The organism is Devosia lucknowensis (genome assembly GCF_900177655.1).
In the GTDB taxonomy this organism is placed as follows: Bacteria; Pseudomonadota; Alphaproteobacteria; order Rhizobiales; family Devosiaceae; genus Devosia; species Devosia lucknowensis.
The window spans coordinates 1,441,001-1,461,665 of record NZ_FXWK01000001.1; the positions used below are offsets into that span (position 1 = coordinate 1,441,001).

Consider the following 20,665-nt stretch of genomic DNA (forward strand, 5'->3'; position numbering starts at 1 on the left):
ACGCATTCGCCGAGGCCTCCATGTCGGTCACGGCCGACGATCATGCAGGACATCGCCAGCGCGTGCGCGAACGTTTCCTGAAAGTAGGCGGCGACGCGCTCGAGGACTACGAACTGCTCGAGCTGGCGCTGCAGATGGTGGTGCCGCGCAAGGACACCAAGGCCCTCGCCAAGATGCTGTTGCGCGAATTCGGCACCTTCTCGGGGGTCTTCAACGCCAGTGCGGCGCGCCTGGAAAAGATCGACGGGCTGGGACCGACTTCGGTTGCGCACCTGAAAGTCATCCAGGCCGTCGCCGCGCGGTTCGGGCGTGACCGCATCGACAGCGAAAAGCCGATCCTGTCATCCTGGAGCCAGCTGATCGACTATTGCCACAGCCAGATGGCGTTCGAGAGCATCGAGCAGTTCCGAATCCTTTTCCTCGACAAGAAGAACCGGCTTATCGCCGACGAGGTCCAGCAGACCGGGACCGTGGATCACACACCGGTCTATCCGCGCGAAGTCATCAAGCGCAGCCTCGAGCTTTCGGCCACTGCCCTGATCCTCGTCCACAATCACCCGTCAGGGGATCCGACGCCGTCCTCAGCCGACATCCGTATGACGCGCGAGATTGCAGATACGGCCAAGCCGCTCGGCATTTCCCTGCACGATCACATCATTATCGGAAAATCGGGTCACGCTTCCCTGCGCGGATTAAAGCTGATCTGACGCCTCGCGGCGCAACAGGCGATCGCGCTGTTGCTTGAGCGCTCGTAGCGCACCCTTGATCCTGTCATTCGACTTCGCCTGTGCGCGCAGGCGCTGATAGCTGCGGTGAGCCAGCGCCACCGCCTTGCCGACGGGCGACAGGCCCACATAGTGATGGCGCAGCGGGATCTGCACATTGCACCAATGCCGCTTCTCGTCGGTATAGCCACACCCCATGTCGAATATGGCGATGCCCTGTCCGAACACGGTCTGCATGACGCGCAGCAGGCACTGCTTTCCCGGCGAGCCCCCCTGAATACGCTCGCAGTCGCTCATCGACGAAATCAGGCAGAACATGCGGTCGCCATGGACGACGTTGTATCGGACGGCGACGATTTCCCCATCGAGCCGCAGGGCGTGAAGGCGCACATCGACCCCGGACGACCGCTCCAATGCGGCGCTATAGAAGCCGATGAGATTTTCGGCGACGAACGGATCGTGGATGCCCTGCGCCCGGAAGCGGGCCGAGCGCTGCTCGAACATGATCGCTAGCGCTTTCTGCGCTTCGGCCGGATCGCTGATCTCCTCGAAATCAACGGCGCCCAGTGCGGCCAGACGGTCGCCCTGCTGGCGGTCGTGCTTGCGGCGCGAGCGGCTGCGCTGTTCGGCGTCACATTGCTCCCATGAGGAGAACTGAACGCGATAAAGCGTGTCGACGGCAAGACTGGATCCAAGCTGGTCGAAAAGCCCGTCCTGGCCGTCGACGCTGGCCGGTATCGAGCGCAGATAGGCCAACCCGGCGCCTTTGACGCTGCCGAGCATCTGGCGCCACAGCGCCGCCCTGCCCTCCGCGCCCATGGCCGCCAGCCGCGCCGTGTCGGCAACCGGCGCGTAGCAACCCGCATGCGAGCCGGGAAACCACGTGAAAACGCGGATGCCGAAGACGCGCTTGCGATGGAGCGGCAGGATGGCGATCGGTTCGCCGCCCACGCGGCCCACGACATAGACCTGGGAATCTTCCGGGATTTTGCGGTTCTCGACCCAGAGCCGGATGAAGTCGTAGTTCTGGCCTGGCGAGTCGATCGATGTGCTGAGCGCGCGCCAGGGCGCTTCTACATCCGCGATACGGTGATGCACGGCAACGGAAATGCACGCACTGCCTTCGGCGGCAACGACGGCCTTGTGCCATGCAAGTTCAATCTGGTCCGCCATCCCGGCGACCGGCAGACTATTCGCGCTCACGATTGTTCCGTGCCCCTCGCCGAAATCGATGCCAATCTGCCCACGCTGGGTAAATCGGTTCTGAATATCCCACAGCAAAACGCGTTGAGAGTTTCAAAACCGGCAGCAGGGTTAATCTCCCGCTACAGGCGCAGGCTGGCGGGCTCAGCCGAATTCGGCGAGCATCGGGAAGGTTTCGAGGAACCAGTAGGACAGCCGGGTAAAATCGCCGGTGATAAAGAGGATACCGGTCAGGACCAGCAGGCCGCCCATCACCTTTTCGACCACGCCCAGATGTTTTTTGAAATTCTGGAAGAAGGTCAGGAACGGGCCGATCGCAATACCGGCAAGAAAGAACGGAATGCCCAGGCCAAGGGAATAAAGGCCCAGCAGCGACGCACCTTCCCAGGCGGTATCCTTGCTGGCGGCCACGGACAGGATGGCCGCAAGTACGGGTCCGATGCAGGGGGTCCAGCCGATGGCGAAGGCAAGGCCAAGGAGAAAGCCACCAAGGGGACCGGATGCGGCGCCGGGCCCGTTATGGCGCAACTGGCGGTCGAGGATGCCGATGCGGAAGACGCCGAGGAAATGCAGTCCCATGGCGATGATGACGATACCGGCCACCGGCGTCAGGATCGGCAGCACCTGCCGAAAGACCTGTCCGAAGGCAGTGGCCGTCGCACCGAGGGCGACGAACACCACGGTGAACCCGAAAATGAAGAAGAGGGACGTCAGCGCAACCCGCGCCGTCAGCTTGCCGGGGGACCCAGAAACCGCTTCGGCACGCAGCTGGTCGTAGCTCGCCCCGCTCATATAGGTGAGGTAAGGCGGCACGAGGGGCAGCACGCACGGGCTCAGAAAACTGAGAATTCCGGCGCCGATGACCAAAGGCAAGGAAATTTCCAAGGACGCACTCCTTCTGCGCGCCTTGTTTACTGCCGCTTACCGGAAAGGCAATGAGCCCCACGGTCGCATCGCGCCGAATTGAAAGGGTTCCATGTTAACTTAGTTTAACGACTTCAGCGATCGGCGGGTATAGGGTGGGGCGTCGGTGCCTTTTCCATGGCACCAGCGACGACAGTGATCACCCGATCTTCAAAGAGGTTCACGCTGCCGCCATAAACCGAGTGGCGCCTATGTTTTCTCATTCCGTTTCGACGCTGACCTGCCCACATTGCGGCACGACCAACACGGTCACGACAGCGAACTTGCCCCTCGGGGTGAAACTCAACTGCTCGCAATGCTGCAGTTCACTCGGCGATTGGCGCGGCGCTGCCGCAGGTTTCGTCCCGGAAAGCTTCGCGTTGGCGACAGCTTCCGATCAAGCCAGCGCGGACATCGAGTTGGCAGTTTAACTTCGGCGCCCAAAGTATGAGCTCGCTTGATCTCGATCAAACGACTCGTCGGTTTTTCGTGGCTTGGCAGCGGTTAGACAGTACTTCTTAACGAGTACGCGACAAAATCTAGGCAATACTCATCCTGCCTAAGATTTAATCATGCGCAAGCTCCGCCTCACCATCCGCACCAGTCTTATCGGCCTGGTCTGCATTCTTTCGGCCGCTACGATCGGGTTGGCAGGCCGCGAGGCTGCCATTGCTTATTCCAGCAATGTGGAAGCCGGTCAGATGGCGTATTCCACGAGGACATCCGACCTTCTGCTGACCAGCGCCGGCGCCTGGGCGCTCGAGCGCGGCATGACCAACACTGCCCTTGCCAGCGCCGATCCCGCGGCGCCGCCGGTTCTCGCCCAGATCGCTGAGCGTCGACAGACCGGCGATGCAGCGCTTGACGAAGCGCTCGGGCGCCTTGCAGGCGAAAGTTTTGCCGGACGCGACGCCCTGATCCAGTCGCTGACGGCAGCGACAGCGAACGTTGCCGACTTCCGGGGCAAGGTGGATGTCGCGCTTGCGGCACCCGCCGATCAGCGTCCTCAGGATGTGGTGCGGGGCTGGGTCCCTGCCATCACCGAAATGATCGTGGCCTCGCAGCGCCTGCGCGAAGGCGCCAAGTTCGTGGTCGACTCGACCGCCACCCGGATTGCCCTGCTCGAAACGGTTCGCGGTGAAATCTGGACCATGAGCGAATTCGCCGGGCGCGAGCGGGCCCAGATCGGCGCCCTGATCGCATCGGGCAACCCGATGGACGTCGCTGCGCTTCGCACCCTCAGCACCAATCGCGGGCGGGTCGAGCAGGCCTGGTTCAACATCGAGGCCTATCTCGGTCGCGACGCAGCCAGTCCGGCGCTGCGCGAGGCCGCCCAGGAGACGCGCAAGGTCTTCTTCGGTGACTTCGAGGCGGTCCGTCAGCAGGTTTACGCGGCCGGAACGTCTGGCCAGACCTATCCGCTGGTCGCCGCCGACTGGGTGAAACAGTCCACCGCCGCGATCGACACGATCCTCGGGCTCTCCACCGCATCGGTCGTCGTCGCCGGTGAGGTTGCCTCGTCGGCCACCACCTCCGCCCAGCTCGGCTTCGCGGCAGCCGCGACCCTGTTCGGACTTGGCCTGGCGCTGGCAGGTATCGGGCTCTGGGTAACGATCGTCAGGACCACCGGCCCGCTGCGCCGCATCACGGCCAGCATGACCGAATTGTCCGACGGCAAGCTCGATGCCCACGTGCCCTATGTGGAGCGCCGCGACGAGATCGGCGAAATGGCGGCAGCTGTTCAGGTGTTCAAGGAAAATGGGCTGCGCATCGCTGCGCTGGGCGTGGAAGAAGCCGATCGCGCCCGTTCCGCGCAGAAGCGCGCGCAGATGATGCAGGCGTTCCAGACCGAGTTCGACGGCGTCATCGCCGCCACCGCCGACGGCGATTTCACCCGCCGCATCGAGCAGACTTTCCCCGATGCAGACATCGACCGCATCGCCCGGAACTTCAACGGCGTGCTCGAAACCGTCAACGGCGCCCTGGGCGAAGCCGGCGGCGTCCTGTCCGCCCTCGCCCGCACTGATCTGACCCAGCGCATGACCGGCGACTATCGCGGCGTGTTCGCGGCGCTGCGCGACGACACCAACCTCGTTGGCGACAAGCTGACCGAACTGGTGGTGCAGTTGCGCTCGACGTCGCAGGCGCTGCGCGTCGCGACCGGCGAAATCCTCGCCGGAGCCAACGACCTCTCCGAACGGACGACACGGCAGGCCGCAACCATCGAGGAAACCTCGGCTGCCATGGAACAGCTGGCCGGAACGGTGAGCGACAATGCGCGCAAGGCAGAGGCCGGAGCCCGTCGCACGCAGGCCGCCGCCCTTCTCGCCGAGGACGGGCAGCAGGTGATGGGCGAGGCCACCCAGGCTATGCACCGCATCACCACGTCCTCGGGCCGCATTTCCAACATCATCGGCATGATCGACGACATAGCCTTCCAGACCAATCTGCTGGCACTCAACGCGTCGGTCGAGGCGGCACGGGCCGGCGAGGCCGGCAAGGGCTTCGCCGTGGTAGCGGTGGAAGTCCGTCGCCTCGCGCAATCGGCAGCGCAGGCGTCGTCCGAAGTGAAGGCGCTGATCGAGCAGAGCGGTGCCGAAGTGGACGGCGGTTCGAAACTGGTCGCCAGCGCCGCCGACAAGCTGCGCGGCATCCTCGACGCGGTGCAGGAGAACTCGCTGCTGATCTCCGAGATCGCCAGCGCCAGCGCCAACCAATCCACGGCCATATCGGAAGTCAACACGGCCGTGCGCCAGATGGACGAGATGACCCAGCACAATGCGGCGCTGGTGGAAGAGACCAATGCAGCCATCGAGCAAACTGAAGCACAGGCCGTCGAACTCGACCGCATCATCTCCGTATTCCGCGTCGATGGGCGCGAGGCGCAGCCGCAGCAACGGCGCGCTGCAATGCACCAGAGTCACGGTAATGCGGCCATAGCCAACGACTGGACCGCCTTCTGACACAAAGGCCCCCACGTGGGGGCCTCCTGCTTCTGGCAAAAATGTTATCGCCGGCACATCGGAAGCCGCTGGCTATCGGATCGCCCATTCGATACCGCTGCATGGACCACAGCCCCGAGTCCGATGCCCGATATTGTCCCGCTGCCGCCGATCCGCACCGCCGCCCAATTGCGCGCGCAGGCCGACGACCTCAAGGCACGACCGAACTTTGTTGCCTGTAATCAGGCCTACACCAAAGGCGTTGCCGCCTTTCGGGAGGCCGCTCGCCCCTTCGGCAAACTGATTGCGAACGAGGACCGGTTCCGGATCGTCAATTACATCTTCCACCTCTGGGCCGAGGGACGTGCGGCGGGTGGTGACGGCGCATTGACCTACGGCACCATTCACGAGGTGTCTCAGCGCGGCCAGGTTACCGCGCGGGTGCTCAAGAACACCCTGGCCCTGGGCGTTCATCTGGGTTTTCTGGAGCGCAAGCCCAACCCTGCCGACCGCAGAAGCTGGCTCTACGCGCCTACGGAACTCGGCGCGCGCTTCCCGCATCAGTGGCTGATCCCGGCCACCGAATCCCTCGATCGCCTGGTTGACGGCGAGACTCTGACCGAGCGGATCCAAAATGACCCCGAGGTCACGATCCGCTTTTTTCTCGGCGCCGGCCGCGAATTCGCCTCCGGGCTGGAGCCCGCAATACTGGTGCCCGACTACATGCATTTCTGCGGCCACCGCGAAGGCGCCCCCCTCGTCGCCATGGCCCTCCTGATCGCCGAAATGGAAGGAAAGCCCAATCCCAGTCGCGGCGAGATCGCCGCCCGCTACGGCCTCACCAAGAGCCAGGTCGCCCTGGTGATTTCGGCAGGGGTCGAGCTCGGGTTCATTTCGCTGGAAAACGGCAGCGCGCGGCCGACCGATGCCTTGCGAGACGGCAATGCCGACTGGACGGCGGTCGCCCTCGCCTTTCTTCACTATCATCTGCGCTGAGGCAGCGACTGGGCGCGTCCCGCACCCTTGCCCCTGCCTCATTCCCACGCTACAGCACCGCTGATCCCAATCGGCCGAGGTGCCCATGACCACCCCCCGCCCCCTGCGCATTGCGCCTTCGATCCTGTCGGCCGATTTTTCGCGGCTCGGTGACGAGGTGCGGGCGATTGTAGACGGCGGGGCGGACTATATTCATGTCGACGTGATGGACGGGCATTTCGTGCCCAATATCAGTTTCGGCGCGCCGATCATGAAGTCCATTCGCGGCGTCACCGACAAGGTGTTCGACGTGCACCTGATGATCGCTCCAACCGACCCTTATCTGGCCGATTTCGCCAAGGCCGGCGCTGACATCATCACCGTCCACGCCGAAGCCGGTCCGCATCTGCACCGCTCGCTCCAGGCCATTCGTGCGCTTGGCAAGAAGGCCGGCGTCGCGCTCAATCCCGCTACTCCGGTATCCGCCCTAGAGCATGTGATCGACGATATCGACCTGCTCCTGATCATGAGCGTCAATCCAGGCTTCGGCGGACAGAGTTTCATCCGGGGCAGCCTCGGCAAACTTCGCCAGGCCAGGGCCCTGATCGGCGGCCGAGATATCGACCTCGAAGTCGACGGTGGCGTGACTGCCGACAATGCCGGAGAGATCGTCGCCGCCGGCGCCAATGTGCTGGTCGCCGGCTCATCGGTCTATGGCGGCAATGATCCCGCTACATATGCCGGCCGCATCCAGGCCATCCGCGATGCAGCCACGGGCCGCATCGCCTGAATCAAACTCTGACATACCAAGGCTAAGCCCATGATTCCGCGCTATTCCCGCCCCGAAATGGTTGCCAACTGGTCGGCTGAAAGCCGGTTCGCCATCTGGTTCGAGATCGAGGCTCATGCCACGTCCAAGCTTGCCGAACTTGGCGTGGTGCCCAAGGAAAGCGCCGACAAGATCTGGGACGTGATGAATGCCCGCAAGGCCGAGCGCGGCGACTACGGTTTCGACGTTGCGCGCATCGATGAGATCGAACGCACCACCAAGCACGACGTCATCGCTTTCCTGACGCACCTTTCCGAAATCGTCGGCCCTGAAGCCCGGTTCGTGCACCAGGGCATGACCTCGTCCGACATTCTCGACACCACCCTTTCGGTACAGCTCAAGAACGCCGCCGACATCTTGCTGGCCGACATCGACGCATTGCTCGCGGCTCTCAAGCGCCGGGCGATGGAGCACAAGGATACGATCACCATCGGCCGCAGCCACGGCATCCATGCCGAGCCGACCACCTTTGGCGTCAAGCTCGCGGAGGCCTATGCCGAATTCACCCGTAATCGCGCCCGCCTCGTCGCTGCGCGCGACGAGATTGCCACCGCCGCGATCTCGGGCGCCATCGGCACCTTCGCCAATATCGATCCGTCGGTGGAAGAATATGTCGCTGAAAAGCTGGGTCTTTCCATCGAGCCCGTCTCGACCCAGGTGATCCCGCGCGACCGGCATGCCATGTTCTTTGCGACCCTGGGTGTCATCGCCTCGTCGATCGAGCGCGTCGCCGTGGAAATCCGGCACCTGCAGCGCACCGAAGTGCTGGAGGCCGAAGAGTTCTTCTCGCCCGGCCAGAAGGGCTCGTCGGCCATGCCGCACAAGCGCAATCCGGTGTTGACGGAAAATCTTACAGGCCTCGCTCGTCTCGTGCGCGGCATGGTCACCCCGGCGCTCGAAAACGTGGCCCTCTGGCACGAACGCGATATCTCGCACTCCTCGGTCGAGCGCATGATCGGCCCCGATGCCACCATTACCCTCGATTTCGCGTTGGCGCGCCTGACCGGCGTCATCGACAAGCTGGTGGTCTATCCCGAAAACATGCGCAAGAATCTCGACCTGCTTGGCGGCCTGCACAATTCGCAGCGCGTTCTGCTGGCACTGACCCAGGCCGGCTACTCGCGCGAGGACAGCTATGCCGCGGTGCAGCGCAACGCCATGAAGGTCTGGGAACACCGCGGCGAGCGCGCGGGGCTCTTTGCCCAGAACCTCAAGAACGACCCTGAAGTGACGCTCAGCGACGCACAGATCGACGCCATGTTCGACGATGCCTATCACCTCAAGCATGTCGACACGATTTTTGCCCGGGTGTTCGGCGCATGAGGATTGCCGATGCGGACATTCTGATCCTGCCAGGGCTCGGCGGCATCAAGCCGGGCCATTGGCAGACGCGGTGGGCCGAGAAGATGAAAACCGCGGCGATCGTCGAACAGGCCGATTGGTGGGAGCCCAATGCCGATGACTGGATCGACACCATCATCCAGGCGGCGCAGCTGACCACAAGGACGGTGGTTTTCGTATGCCATTCTACATCCGTGTCGGCGCTGGTGCATGCCGCGCCGCGGCTGCCCGACAATGTGCGCGGCGCATTTCTGGTCGCCCCGACCGATGTGGAGGAAAGTCCGGCGGCGCCGAAGGCGATTCACGTCTTCCGCCCGGTCCCCCGCGATCCGCTGCCCTTTCCGTCCATGGTCGTCGCATCCAGCAACGACCCCTATGTGACGCTGGAGCGCGCGGTGGAATTCGCCAATTGCTGGGGCTCGGACTTCCACCAGGCAGGCGAGGCCGGCCACATCAATGTCGATTCCGGGCATGGACCATGGCCGGAAGGCCTGCTGATGTTCACGCGGCTGATGCAGCGGCTGTGATCGACGGATACGAGCTGCGGCACGAAACGCCGGCCATCGACGACTACCTGCGTCTGCGGGTCGTCGCTGGCCTCAGCGCCAAGACCGTTGAACAGGCCAGCGCCGGCCTCCCGAACACCTGGTTCGGCGTCACGCTGTTCCATTCCGGTTCCGCAATCGGCATGGGCAGGATCATCGGCGACGGCGGCACCGCCTTCCAGATCGTCGACATTGCCCTCGATCCGCAACATCAGGGCAAAGGTTTGGGCAAGGCCATAATGGCCGCGCTGATGAACCGGCTATCGGCCGGTGCACGAGAAGGCGCCTATGTCAGTCTCATCGCCGACGGGGATGCAAGGCATCTCTATGCCCAGTTCGGCTTCGAGCCAGTAATGCCTGCCTCTATCGGCATGGCGACCCGGGTCGCGACGAGCCGGCCGAATTTTGCCGCGAATCCGCCAAAAACCCCGGAAATCTAGGCAAAATCGGCGCAGGCCGAATTAAATCTTCTTAACTTGAGAGCGGCTTGTGACAGGCCTAAACCATTCCTCGCTGGTTTGAGGCCGCCGGCGGGAAACGCTCCCGCGACGCGACGACCCCCGAAAACCCGCCATAGGGCCGCTCAACTGGCCCGCGCTGTTTTACGGAGACGTATCATGCGCAAATATCTCGTACCCGCCTTTATCGCCCTTCTGGCCGTCGCTCCCGCGGCGTCGTTCGCGGCCACCACGGCGCCCACCGCCGCGGCCACCACGTCTGCCGAACAGACCATGGCCGGCAAGGTCAAGTTCTTCAATCTCGAAGCGCGCTCGGTCGAACTCGAAGATGGCAGCTTCTATTACCTGCCCCCGGGCTTCAAGGCACCGGATGTCAAAGTCGGCCAGCAGGTCACCATACACTGGAAGAAGAACGGCTCGGCTCGCGACGTCACCGCGATCGATATCGGATAACGGAATCAAAAAGGGGCCGCTCGGCGGCCCCTCTTCCTATTACACACGAAACGCGATCAGCCTTCGGCGGCGATCTGTTCGCCGGCCACAGCGATCAGGCTCAGCATCTTTTCGCGCAGGGCTTCGTCCGACACGGCGACGCCCTTGGCCTTGAGATCGCCCGAAACCTTGCGGAACACGTCCTCGTCGCCGGCTTCCTGGAAATCGGCGGCAACCACTTCGGCGGCGTAAGACTTGGCGGCCTCGCCTTCCAGGCCCATCAATTCGGCGGCCCAGAGACCCAACAGCTTGTTGCGGCGCGCTTCTGCCCTGAATTTCTTTTCCGCATCGAATGCGAACTTGGCTTCCTGGCCCTTCTTGCGTTCGTCGAACCCGCTCATGGTCACTCCCAATTGGCTTTGCTGCCGAGCACTCGGCTTTCGCTATGGGACATAGGCGGTTCGGGCCGGCAAATCAACGGCACGCGAAGGGCTGCGACGGCTTGCCCCGCTTTGCATCGTGGACGAAAGCCCTTGCTTTTCTGACCCGTTCTGGCGCATGAAGCGGCCAACTCTACCCTCCCCATTTCGAGGCAGCGGATTCGCTCATGAACCGTCGACGTAAAATCTATGAGGGCAAGGCCAAGATCCTGTTCGAGGGTCCGGAGCCGGGCACTTTGGTTCAGTACTTCAAGGACGACACCACCGCCGGCGACGGCGCGCGCCATGAAGTGATCGATGGCAAGGGCGTGCTGAACAACCGGATCAGCGAGTTCATTTTCTCCAAGCTGAACGATCTGGGCATCCCGACCCACTTCATCCGCCGCGTCAACATGCGCGAGCAGCTGATCAAGGAAGTCGAGATCATTCCGCTCGAGATCATCGTGCGCAACGTGGCCGCCGGCTCGCTGGCCAAGCGCCTGGGCCTCGAGCCCGGCACCCGCCTGCCCCGTTCGATCATCGAGTTCTGCTACAAGGACGATGCGCTGCACGACCCAATGGTCAGCGAAGAGCACATCACCGCCTTCGGATGGGCCACGCCTGCCGAGCTCGACGACATCATGAGCCTCGCCGTCCGCATCAACGACTTCCTGACCGGCCTCTTCATGGGCGTCGGCATCCAGCTCGTCGACTTCAAGATCGAGTGTGGCCGCCTCTATGAAGGCGACCTGATGCGCATCGTGCTCGCAGACGAGATCAGCCCTGATAGCTGCCGCCTGTGGGACGTCAAGACCCGCAACAAGATGGACAAGGACCGCTTCCGCGAGAACCTTGGCGGGCTCGTCGAAAACTATCGTGAGGTCGCCCAGCGCCTCGGCATCCTCGTGGAAAACGACAATGCGCTGACCACCGGTCCGCGTCTCGTCCAGTAGAATTTAGGAAACTGCCATGAAGGCGCGCGTCACTGTCACGCTCAAGAACGGCGTTCTCGACCCCCAGGGCCAGGCCATCGAAGGGTCCCTGGCCAGCCTCGGCTTTGGCGGTGTTGCAAATGTGCGACAGGGGAAGGTGTTCGATATCGAGGTGGCCGGAACTGATGCGGAATCCGCGCGTTCCCAGATCAACGCGATGTGCGAAAAGCTCCTCGCGAACACCGTGATCGAAAACTACTCGGTCGAAATCTCAAATTAACGCCTGACGGCTACAAGCTTATTCGCGCCCTTTTTGGCGCAGGACCGTACGATTATGCGCAAAACCCAGATCGCCCTTTCCGTCATGTTTTTCGCCTCGCTCGGCCTGCTGTTTGCAGCCTATGCATCGGTGCCGGTCTGACTTGACCGGCCGGGCGAAGTAATGCGCTCGGGACATGTTGCCTGACATCGACACAGTGACTGTTTATTAAGTCACCACCGGCTAGATTCACGTTGAAACACACATACGTGAACTGCAAGTCTTGGCATCGTTTCCAAAATATCTGATGACCGCCGGCGCAGCCACAGCAGTGGATGTCGCACTGGTTCAGATTTGCCTTCAACTGCTGTCGCTCCACCCGTCGATCGCCCTTGCATGTGCAATGTGCGTCGGGGCCGCCGGCGGCATGTCGGTCAATTTCTTCCTGTCGCGTCGTTTTGTTTTCGCGTCTGATGGGCGCCGGCCGCACCAGCAGTTCTTGACCTTTTTTGCGGTGTCGCTTTCGACGGCGATGCTCCGCCTGGCTATCGCCTATGGCCTTGTCTCACTGCTGTCGCTTGCCCTGTTCGCTCCACTTCTCATCTTGCCCGTATCGCTGCCGGCGGAACGGCTCGCCCATCTGGGTGCGGTGGGGATCGTCACCATTTATTCCTTTCTTGCCCACCGTCACTTTTCCTTCGCCGGCGGCTTTCGGAGCCGTCTGCTGACTCGAACGACCATGGTGTCCTGATGCATGTCGAAACCCTCGTCATTGGCGCCGGACCGGCTGGGCTGACCACAGCCTACGAATTGACCAAGGCCGGGCGCAGCGTCGCGGTGGTGGAAAGAGACCCGATCTATGTCGGCGGCATCTCCCGCACGGTGACCTACAAGGGCTACCGGTTCGACATCGGCGGCCACCGGTTCTTCTCCAAGAGCGCGGAAGTCGAGGCATGGTGGACTGAAATAATGGGCGACGAGATGCTTCAGCGTCCGCGCTCCAGTCGCATCTACTACAATGGCAAGCTGTTCGATTATCCGCTCCGCGCTATGGATGCCCTGACCAAACTCGGCCCGGTGGAAGCCGTGCGCTGCGTGCTGTCCTATGCGTGGGCAAAGATGCGCCCCTATCGCAATGTGGTGAGCTTCGAGCAGTGGGTCGTGAACAACTTCGGCCGCCGGCTATTCGAGATTTTCTTCAAGACCTACACCGAGAAGGTCTGGGGCATGAAATGCTCGGAGATCTCCGCCGACTGGGCCGCCCAGCGCATCAAGGGTCTGAACCTCTACCAGGCGATCATCCAGAGTTTCGGCCTCGGGCGGAAGCCGGAAGGCGGTGGTGAGATCATCAAGACGCTGATCAACTCCTTCCGCTATCCTCGCCTCGGCCCGGGACAGATGTGGGAGCGCGCCCGGGACAAGATCGTTGCACAGGGCGGCAAGATGATGATGGGGTCAACCATCACCGATCTCAGCCAGCACGCGGCGACCGGCCAGTGGGTCGCCATCGTCACGGATGCCACAGGCCGCGAGACCAAGGTCACCGCAGACCATCTGGTGTCGACCGCCGCGATCAACGAACTGGTCCGCATGCTTGGCGCCGATGGCGAACCCGACATGCAGCAGGCTACATCAGGCCTGCGCTACCGCGACTTCCTCATCGTCGGCCTGATCATGCGCGGCAAGGAAAGCTTCGACGACAACTGGATTTATATCCACGATCCCAACGTGAAGGTGGGCAGGATCCAGAACTTCAAATCCTGGTCGCCCGACATGGTGCCCGATCCGGACACCGCCTGCTACGGCATGGAATACTTCTGCAATGCCGGAGACGATACCTGGGCCATGAGCGATGCCGATCTCATCGCCCGCGCCAAGGCGGAAATCGGCAAGCTCGGCCTGGCACGGGCCGAGGACATCATCGACGGCGCGGTGGTTCGCCAGCCCAAGGCCTACCCTGTCTATGACGACACCTACAAGGTGCATGTCGACACGATTACCGAAGGCCTTGAAGCGCGTTTCCGCAACCTGCATCTGGCGGGCCGGAACGGCATGCACAAGTACAACAACCAGGACCATGCCATGATGACGGGCATGCTCACGGCAAGAAATATCATCGCTGGCTCCATCGCCTATGACGTCTGGACCGTCAACGAAGACGCGGAATACCACGAGGGTGGCAATGCCGGAACTGACAGGATCGAAGACCGCCTGGTTCCGCGACGCGTCGCCTGACCGGACCGATAGTCCCGCGCAGCCCAGCAAGGCGGACACTGTCGTCGCCGTCGCGGCGGTGATCATCTACGCCGTGCTGCAGGTGGCTCTGGTGGTCACGCACGACGCGTGGGTCGATGAAGCCCAGGCTTGGCTGCTCGCCACGCGGCTCACCAATCCGCTCGATCTGTTGATCCTGCCGGGCGAAGGTCATCCGCCCCTCTGGCATTGGCTGCTCCGAGCACTGTCGACTGTGCTGGACTTCAATCAGGCGCGCTACCTTAATACCGGCGTTGCCGTGCTCAATGCCATACTGCTCTACCGTCTGCTGCGCGGCGAAGTCATGCTGCTCTTGCTGATGCTCTTCAGCTTCGCCGTGCTGCAATATTGGGGCTACCACTTTCGCCCCTATCCGCTGATCTTCACCTGCGTCATCTCCGCCCTGCTGCTCGATCGCGCCGGCCGCCCGCTCACCTCGACCTGGGTCCTGGCGATGGCCTGCGGACTACACTTCTTCTGCGGCCTGTTCTTCGCCTTCTGGCTGGTCTGGCAGGTGAGCAAGGGCACGCCCGCAGTAAGGCTCCTCGCCCCTGCAGTCGTTGCCGCGCTGTTTGGTCTCTCCGCCGTCCTGTCGGGTCTGGGCAATCCAACTGCAGGTCCGGAGACCGGCGAACTGCTGACGGACACATTCCACCTTCTGAGCTGGGCCGTCATGCTCGAGCCGATCCGCGGACCGATCACGGCCTTCATCATAGTCGCGGCGCTGACCCTCGCGCTCCGAGATCGGCCAGTGCTGCTGATCACGCTGCTTGCCCTGCTCGTAAGCTTTTCCGTCGCCGCAGGACTGATCTATGGGCGATCGCCTTGGCACGCGGCGTTCCAGACCATGCTGTGTTTCATCGCTTTTATGGCGGCAGGCATGAACCGTTGGCGGCGCTGGGTGATGATCGGACTGCTGGCGCCACAGGTCGCGGTGGGCCTCGTGGTGGTTACCCAGCGTCTCAGCGAACCGGCCTGGGCCAAGGATGACCTCTATTCGCTTGTCCGCGCCGATGCCGGCGCCGGCTTCGATCCGGAAACCGACCTCGTCGGCTGGCCGGATATGGCCATTCCCGAATGGGCCGCCGAAAACGGCATTCGCATGATCAACGGCAATAACGGGCAACTCGCCGATGCCATCGTGTGGCGGGACCACGAACCGGACATGGTGGCCCCTTCGGTGATGGCAAGGGCAAGGCCGTTCTGGCTCATCTGCATCAAATGCGGTCCCGTGATCCAGGCCCTGAAGGCCGAGGGCGCCACTCCCGTGGAGATCGGCGAAAAGACGAGCATAGACTTCTACGATGCCTCGGCGTTTCGCATTGAATAGAACAGCGCAAGATTTTCCTTACCAAGCCGAAGCATTTGTGCCGGTCTTGCGCCGCGTTTAACTCCGACGGATCGGGTTCGGGTCTAGGGTCTTTGCAACCGAAGACGGGAACCATCATGCAGACCACCACATCCAGGCTCGACTGGGTGGATATGGCCAAGGGCCTCTCCATCTTTCTGGTCGTCACCATGTACTGCGCCGCCAGTGTCGGCGAGGACACCGGCCAGGCCGGTTTCCTGCACTGGACCATCGCATTCGCCATGCCCTTCCGCATGCCGGAATTCTTTCTGCTCTCGGGCCTGTTTCTGACGCAGGTGATTGGCCGCCCTTGGAAGGCCTACGCCGACCGCCGCGTCGTGCATTACCTCTATTTCTACGCCCTTTGGGCAGTCATCCACATCCTGTTCAAGGAAGCGCTGATCGGCCGGGACTTTGGCGGCGCGGCGACGTCGCTGGCCTGGGCGCTGGTGGAGCCCTATGGCGTCCTGTGGTTCATATACATGCTTGCGGTATTCGGCCTCGTCTGCAAATTCCTGCACGAGATCAAGGCGCCGATGTGGGGCGTGCTTGCTGTGGCCGCCATCCTGCAGATGGCCGATATCCACACTGGTAGCTACCTCGTCGACCAGTCTGCCGAATACTTCGTCTACTTCTATGCAGGCGCTGTCTTCGCGCCGCATATCTTCACGCTGGCGGAGTGGTCGTCCAGCCATGTGCTGGCCGCGCTCGGCGTTCTGGCCATCTGGGCGATCATCAACGCCGTCACCGTCTTCTCGCCGGGCTTCCGCATGGATCCCGTGCATATCCAGATGGGATGGGGCGCCCTCCCCGGCATCCACCTGGTCATGGCGCTGGCCGGCGCGGGCGCTATCTGCATGGTCGCCGCCACGCTGACCCGCCTGCCGTTCATGGACTGGCTGCGCTGGATGGGCTCCAAGTCGCTGGTGATCTACGTCGCCTTCGTGCTGCCCATGGGTGTCGCCCGCACCATACTGCTGCGCCTGGGCATCGAAGAGGTCAACCTCGTGAGCCTGCTGACCATGGTCGTGGCGATCACCGCACCGCTGATCCTGTGGTGGCTCACCGAGCGCACCGGGTTCGGCCGGTTCCTGTTCGAACGCCCCGCCTGGGCCCATCTGCCCGGAACCGGTCGCGCGCCGGCACCGCCAAAGGCGGTTCCCGCCGAATGACAAAAGGGCCGGTCCATGGACCGGCCCTTTCTTTGTAAGTGGCGGACGTTCAATCCGGTGTCCGGAAGATGTTCGGCACGATCGGGCGGATGCGCGGGCGCGTAGCCGGACGCGAAATCGGATCGAGGTCGGACACCAGGTGCGGTTTGCCGTCGGCACCGCGAATGGTCATGGGTTTGCCCGGTGGCGGGTTCGACGATTGCATGGGATGTCCTTCGCGCTGATTTGTGCAGTCGCAACGGCACCACACGCGCATCGTTCCGACATTTCCTCGATTGTCCGTTCGCATTTCCCACGCTCCGAAAGCAGGAGGCCTTGCCTTTTCGAGCAAGACTCACCAAAAGGGCCTCGCGCATCCCTGACAGACAGAAGGATTGACCGATGAAGGCCGCCGTCATCGTGTTTCCGGGCCTCAATCGCGACCGCGACATGATCGCGGCGCTGACCAAGATCGGGGGCGAAAAGCCTGCCGTCGTCTGGCACCAGGATGCGGATATCCCCCAAGCCGACCTGATCGTGATCCCCGGAGGCTTCTCCTACGGCGACTACCTGCGCTGCGGCGCCATCGCCGCCCGCTCGCCGATCATGGACAAGGTGCGCGAGCGCGCCGCCCAAGGCGTCAAGGTTCTCGGCGTCTGCAACGGCTTCCAGATCCTGATCGAGGCCGGCCTGCTGCCCGGCGCCCTGATGCGCAATACCTCGCTCAAATTTGTCTGCCGCGAAGTCAAGCTCGAGGTCGCCAATGCCGGGACGGACTTCACCAGCGGCTATACCAAGGGCCAGATCATCCGCTGCCCGGTCGCCCATCACGATGGCAATTACTTCGCCGACGCCGAGACTCTGAAGCGTATCGAGGACAATGGCCAGGTCGCCTTCCGCTATGCCGAAGGCACCAATCCGAACGGCTCGATCAACGACATCGCCGGCGTCTTCAACGAGGGCAAGAACGTCCTCGGCCTCATGCCGCATCCGGAAAACCTCATCGAGGCTGCCCATGGCGGCAGCGATGGCCGGGCCCTGTTCGCTGCCGCGCTCAAGCAGGTGGCGTAACGACGCAAACATGCTGAACCGCGCGCTGACATGGGCTGGGTTGGTGATCGGAATTGCCGGCCTCGTGCTGCAGTTCAGCATTTCCATGCCCGACCTGATCGCGAACGGTCGCGATGTGCCGGGCGCGCTCGGGCACTTCTTCTCGTACTACACCGTGCTCAACAACATCGCCCTCGTGCTGGTCTACCTCTCGGCGGTGACGCATGCAGGCTGGCTCGAATTGTTTCGAAGCCCCCTCGTGCGCGGCATCATGGCGGCGAACATCGCGCTTGTCGGGCTGTATGTCTTCTTCGTGCTGCGCTTCCTGCAGACGCTCGAAGGCGCTTTTTTCGTCGCCGACGCGATGCTGCACTATGTCGCGCCAGTTCTCTACGTCGTGTGGTGGACGGTGACCCAGCGCCATGGTGCGCTGCGCTGGACGCACCTGCCGCTCATGCTCCTGCCGACGCTGATCTACTTCGTCTATGCGATGGCGCGTGGTGCCTGGGTTCAGGAATATCCCTATCCCATCCTCAACGCCGTTGAACTCGGCTATCGCCAGGTCGGCATCAACGCCCTCTACATGACCGTTTTCCTCGCGGTGCTGGCGCTGGTCGCCATCGCTGCCGATCGCTTTCTTGCCCGAACCTCCCGGACAGTCCCGCAATGACCCTTCGCAACGATCCTGCCATCACTCCCGATCTCGTCGCCAGCCACGGCCTCAAGCCCGACGAGTACCAGAAGATCCTCGATCTGATCGGCCGTGAGCCGACCTATACCGAGCTGGGCATCTTCTCGGCGATGTGGAACGAGCATTGCTCCTACAAGAGCTCGAAAAAGTGGCTGCGTACTCTGCCGACCAGCGGTCCGCGTGTCATCCAGGGCCCAGGCGAGAATGCCGGTGTCGTTGATATCGGCGATGGCCAGGCCGTGGTCTTCAAGATGGAGTCGCACAACCACCCGTCCTATATCGAGCCCTACCAGGGCGCGGCAACCGGCGTGGGCGGCATCCTGCGCGACGTCTTTACCATGGGCGCGCGCCCGGTCGCGGCGATGAACGCGCTGCGCTTCGGCTCGCCCGACCATGAAAAGACCCGCCACCTCGTCAATGGCGTCGTCGCCGGCGTCGGTGGCTACGGCAATTCGTTCGGCGTGCCGACGGTAGCCGGCGAAGTCGAGTTCGATGCTCGCTACAATGGCAACAATCTGGTCAATGCCTTCGCCGCCGGCCTCGCCGATACCGACAAGATCTTCTACTCCAAGGCCGAAGGCGTTGGCCTTCCGGTGGTCTATCTCGGCGCCAAGACCGGCCGCGACGGCGTCGGCGGCGCCACCATGGCGTCCGCGGAATTCGGCGACGACATCGAGGAAAAGCGTCCCACCGTCCAGGTCGGCGACCCCTTCACCGAAAAGCGCCTGCTCGAAGCCTGCCTTGAACTGATGGCCACCGGCGCCGTCATCGCCATTCAGGACATGGGTGCCGCGGGCCTGACCTGCTCGGCCGTGGAAATGGGCGCCAAGGGCGACCTCGGCATCGAGCTCGATCTCGACAAGGTGCCGGTGCGCGAAACGCACATGACCGCCTATGAAATGATGCTTTCGGAATCGCAGGAGCGCATGCTCATGGTGCTGCATCCCGAAAAGGAACCGGAAGCCCGCAAGGTCTTCGAGAAGTGGGAATTGGACTTCGCCACGGTCGGCAAGACCACCGACGACTTGCGGTTCCGCGTGCTCTGGCAGGGCACCGAAGTCGCCAACCTGCCGATCAAGGAACTGGGCGACGAGGCCCCGGAATACGACCGCCCCTGGACCGAGCCCAGGACGCCCGTCGCACTTGCGCCGTCCGACGTCCCGCAGATGGACATCGCCGAAGCGCTGATGGCGCTGGTCGGCGGACACCACTGTTCCTCGCGCCGCTGGGTCTACGAGCAGTATGATACGCTGATCCAGGGCAATACCATGCAGCGGCCCGGCGGTGATGCCGGCGTTATCCGCGTCGATGGCCACGACACCAAGGGCCTGGCCTTCACCTCCGACGTCAATCCGCGCTACTGCGAGGCCAATCCCTATGAGGGCGGCAAGCAGGCGGTCGCCGAAGCTTGGCGCAATCTCACCGCCACAGGCGCCGAACCGCTGGCAGCCACCGACAATCTCAACTTCGGCAATCCCGAACGTCCTGAAATCATGGGACAGTTCGTCAAGGCCGTCGAAGGCATCGGCGACGCCTGCCGTGCCCTCGACTTCCCGATCGTCTCGGGCAACGTCTCGCTCTACAACGAGACCAATGGCCGGGGCATCCTGCCCACGCCGACCATCGGCGGCGTCGGTCTGCTTCCCGAGTGGGAAAAGAGCGTCGGCATCGGCTTCGTCGCGGAAGGCCAGCCAATCCTCTTGATCGGGGGTCCGGCCCGGCGCGGCACGCATCTGGGCCAGTCGATCTACCTGCGCGATCTTTTCGACCGTCGGGACGGCGACGCCCCACATGTCGACCTCGCTGCCGAACGCAAGACCGGCGACTTCGTGCGCAAGCTGATCCGCTCCGGCGTGGTTACGGCATGCCATGACCTTAGCGATGGCGGCCTGGGCATCGCTCTCGCTGAGATGTCGATGGCCGGAGGCATCGGCGCCACCGTGACCGATGTCGACGGCAACGATCCGGTCCTCACCTTCTTCGGTGAAGATCAGGGCCGGTACCTCGTCACTCTCGACCTCGACCCACAGGGCGACGAAATCGCCCGCCTGTGGCAGGACGCCGAGGCGCTGGGTGTCTTCGCACCGTGGATCGGCACCACCGGCGGCACGACGCTGACGCTGGGCGCGGCAACGCCGGTTTCGGTCGCCGCCCTCAAGGTCGCGCACGAGACGTGGTTCCCCAGCTATATGAACGGCTAGGCTGGCAA

General features: G+C 62.9%; 21 protein-coding genes. 17 read left to right on the forward strand and 4 right to left on the reverse strand.

Annotation, left to right across the window (positions count from 1 at the left end; all coding sequences use genetic code 11):
• Positions 1-20 precede the first annotated feature (20 nt).
• A complete protein-coding gene (gene radC / locus CCK88_RS07025) occupies positions 21-707 on the forward strand; it encodes a RadC family protein (RefSeq protein WP_086470853.1) in 687 nt (228 codons plus the stop codon).
• Here the strand turns inward: radC and CCK88_RS07030 are convergent.
• Together CCK88_RS07030 and CCK88_RS07035 are read right to left on the reverse strand one after the other, a co-directional pair.
• Positions 693-1,928 carry a GNAT family N-acetyltransferase gene (locus tag CCK88_RS07030; RefSeq protein ID WP_140048911.1) on the reverse strand — a complete coding sequence of 412 codons (1,236 nt, stop codon included), beginning with the start codon at positions 1,926-1,928 and terminating at the stop codon, positions 693-695. The genes radC and CCK88_RS07030 overlap by 15 nt on opposite strands.
• A gap of 144 nt (positions 1,929-2,072) precedes the next feature.
• Complete coding sequence (locus tag CCK88_RS07035; protein WP_086469752.1) at positions 2,073-2,813, reverse strand: cytochrome c biogenesis CcdA family protein; 741 nt, start codon at positions 2,811-2,813, stop codon at positions 2,073-2,075.
• Between the two features lie 590 nt (positions 2,814-3,403).
• On the opposite strand from CCK88_RS07035, the gene CCK88_RS07040 reads away from it, so the two are divergent.
• The 7 genes from CCK88_RS07040 (at position 3,404) to CCK88_RS07070 (ending at position 10,374) form a co-directional block, all read left to right on the forward strand.
• Positions 3,404-5,794, forward strand: coding sequence for a methyl-accepting chemotaxis protein (locus tag CCK88_RS07040; protein ID WP_244557447.1), 2,391 nt, complete (start codon positions 3,404-3,406; stop codon positions 5,792-5,794).
• A 123-nt stretch (positions 5,795-5,917) separates the two neighbouring features.
• Positions 5,918-6,769 (forward strand): MarR family winged helix-turn-helix transcriptional regulator, encoded by an 852-nt coding sequence (locus tag CCK88_RS07045; RefSeq protein WP_086469753.1) that lies wholly within the window; start codon positions 5,918-5,920, stop codon positions 6,767-6,769.
• Between the two features lie 85 nt (positions 6,770-6,854).
• Positions 6,855-7,538 carry a ribulose-phosphate 3-epimerase gene (gene rpe / locus CCK88_RS07050; RefSeq protein ID WP_086469754.1) on the forward strand — a complete coding sequence of 228 codons (684 nt, stop codon included), beginning with the start codon at positions 6,855-6,857 and terminating at the stop codon, positions 7,536-7,538.
• Positions 7,539-7,568: 30 nt separating this feature from the next.
• The gene (purB, locus tag CCK88_RS07055; protein ID WP_086469755.1) at positions 7,569-8,900 is read left to right on the forward strand and encodes an adenylosuccinate lyase; all 1,332 of its coding nucleotides are present in this window, start codon (positions 7,569-7,571) and stop codon (positions 8,898-8,900) included.
• The gene (locus CCK88_RS07060) at positions 8,897-9,445 is read left to right on the forward strand and encodes an RBBP9/YdeN family alpha/beta hydrolase (RefSeq protein WP_086469756.1); all 549 of its coding nucleotides are present in this window, start codon (positions 8,897-8,899) and stop codon (positions 9,443-9,445) included. The genes purB and CCK88_RS07060 overlap by 4 nt, the downstream gene beginning before the upstream one ends.
• Complete coding sequence (locus CCK88_RS07065; RefSeq protein WP_244557448.1) at positions 9,442-9,903, forward strand: GNAT family N-acetyltransferase; 462 nt, start codon at positions 9,442-9,444, stop codon at positions 9,901-9,903. Before CCK88_RS07060 ends, CCK88_RS07065 begins: the two co-directional genes overlap by 4 nt.
• Positions 9,904-10,080: 177 nt before the next feature.
• Positions 10,081-10,374 (forward strand): DUF1344 domain-containing protein, encoded by a 294-nt coding sequence (locus CCK88_RS07070; RefSeq protein ID WP_086469758.1) that lies wholly within the window; start codon positions 10,081-10,083, stop codon positions 10,372-10,374.
• A gap of 56 nt (positions 10,375-10,430) precedes the next feature.
• Here CCK88_RS07070 and CCK88_RS07075 read toward each other — a convergent pair whose 3' ends face one another.
• Positions 10,431-10,754, reverse strand: a complete 324-nt coding sequence (locus CCK88_RS07075) for a DUF1476 domain-containing protein (protein WP_086469759.1) — start codon at positions 10,752-10,754, stop codon at positions 10,431-10,433.
• A 206-nt stretch (positions 10,755-10,960) separates the two neighbouring features.
• Here CCK88_RS07075 and purC point away from each other — a divergent pair, with 206 nt between their 5' ends.
• From purC to CCK88_RS07105, 6 genes are all read left to right on the forward strand, one after another.
• Positions 10,961-11,725 (forward strand): phosphoribosylaminoimidazolesuccinocarboxamide synthase, encoded by a 765-nt coding sequence (gene purC, locus CCK88_RS07080; protein ID WP_086469760.1) that lies wholly within the window; start codon positions 10,961-10,963, stop codon positions 11,723-11,725.
• A gap of 16 nt (positions 11,726-11,741) precedes the next feature.
• Entirely contained in the window at positions 11,742-11,984 is a 243-nt protein-coding gene (gene purS, locus CCK88_RS07085) for a phosphoribosylformylglycinamidine synthase subunit PurS (RefSeq protein ID WP_086469761.1), read from the forward strand.
• A 286-nt stretch (positions 11,985-12,270) separates the two neighbouring features.
• Positions 12,271-12,714, forward strand: a complete 444-nt coding sequence (locus CCK88_RS07090; protein WP_086469762.1) for a GtrA family protein — start codon at positions 12,271-12,273, stop codon at positions 12,712-12,714.
• Positions 12,714-14,198, forward strand: coding sequence for an NAD(P)/FAD-dependent oxidoreductase (locus tag CCK88_RS07095; RefSeq protein WP_086469763.1), 1,485 nt, complete (start codon positions 12,714-12,716; stop codon positions 14,196-14,198). Before CCK88_RS07090 ends, CCK88_RS07095 begins: the two co-directional genes overlap by 1 nt.
• Positions 14,146-15,546, forward strand: coding sequence for a hypothetical protein (locus CCK88_RS07100; protein WP_086469764.1), 1,401 nt, complete (start codon positions 14,146-14,148; stop codon positions 15,544-15,546). Before CCK88_RS07095 ends, CCK88_RS07100 begins: the two co-directional genes overlap by 53 nt.
• Positions 15,547-15,662: 116 nt before the next feature.
• Positions 15,663-16,736, forward strand: a complete 1,074-nt coding sequence (locus CCK88_RS07105) for an acyltransferase family protein (protein WP_086469765.1) — start codon at positions 15,663-15,665, stop codon at positions 16,734-16,736.
• Between the two features lie 49 nt (positions 16,737-16,785).
• Here CCK88_RS07105 and CCK88_RS18390 read toward each other — a convergent pair whose 3' ends face one another.
• Positions 16,786-16,941, reverse strand: a complete 156-nt coding sequence (locus CCK88_RS18390) for a hypothetical protein (protein WP_170926384.1) — start codon at positions 16,939-16,941, stop codon at positions 16,786-16,788.
• A 176-nt stretch (positions 16,942-17,117) separates the two neighbouring features.
• Here CCK88_RS18390 and purQ point away from each other — a divergent pair, with 176 nt between their 5' ends.
• From purQ to purL, 3 genes are read left to right on the forward strand one after another with little or no spacing between them, the layout of a single operon-like run.
• Positions 17,118-17,786 carry a phosphoribosylformylglycinamidine synthase subunit PurQ gene (gene purQ / locus CCK88_RS07110; protein WP_086469766.1) on the forward strand — a complete coding sequence of 223 codons (669 nt, stop codon included), beginning with the start codon at positions 17,118-17,120 and terminating at the stop codon, positions 17,784-17,786.
• A 10-nt stretch (positions 17,787-17,796) separates the two neighbouring features.
• Positions 17,797-18,435, forward strand: a complete 639-nt coding sequence (locus tag CCK88_RS07115) for a Pr6Pr family membrane protein (RefSeq protein ID WP_086469767.1) — start codon at positions 17,797-17,799, stop codon at positions 18,433-18,435.
• Positions 18,432-20,657, forward strand: coding sequence for a phosphoribosylformylglycinamidine synthase subunit PurL (gene purL / locus CCK88_RS07120; RefSeq protein WP_086469768.1), 2,226 nt, complete (start codon positions 18,432-18,434; stop codon positions 20,655-20,657). Before CCK88_RS07115 ends, purL begins: the two co-directional genes overlap by 4 nt.
• Positions 20,658-20,665: the final 8 nt, after the last annotated feature.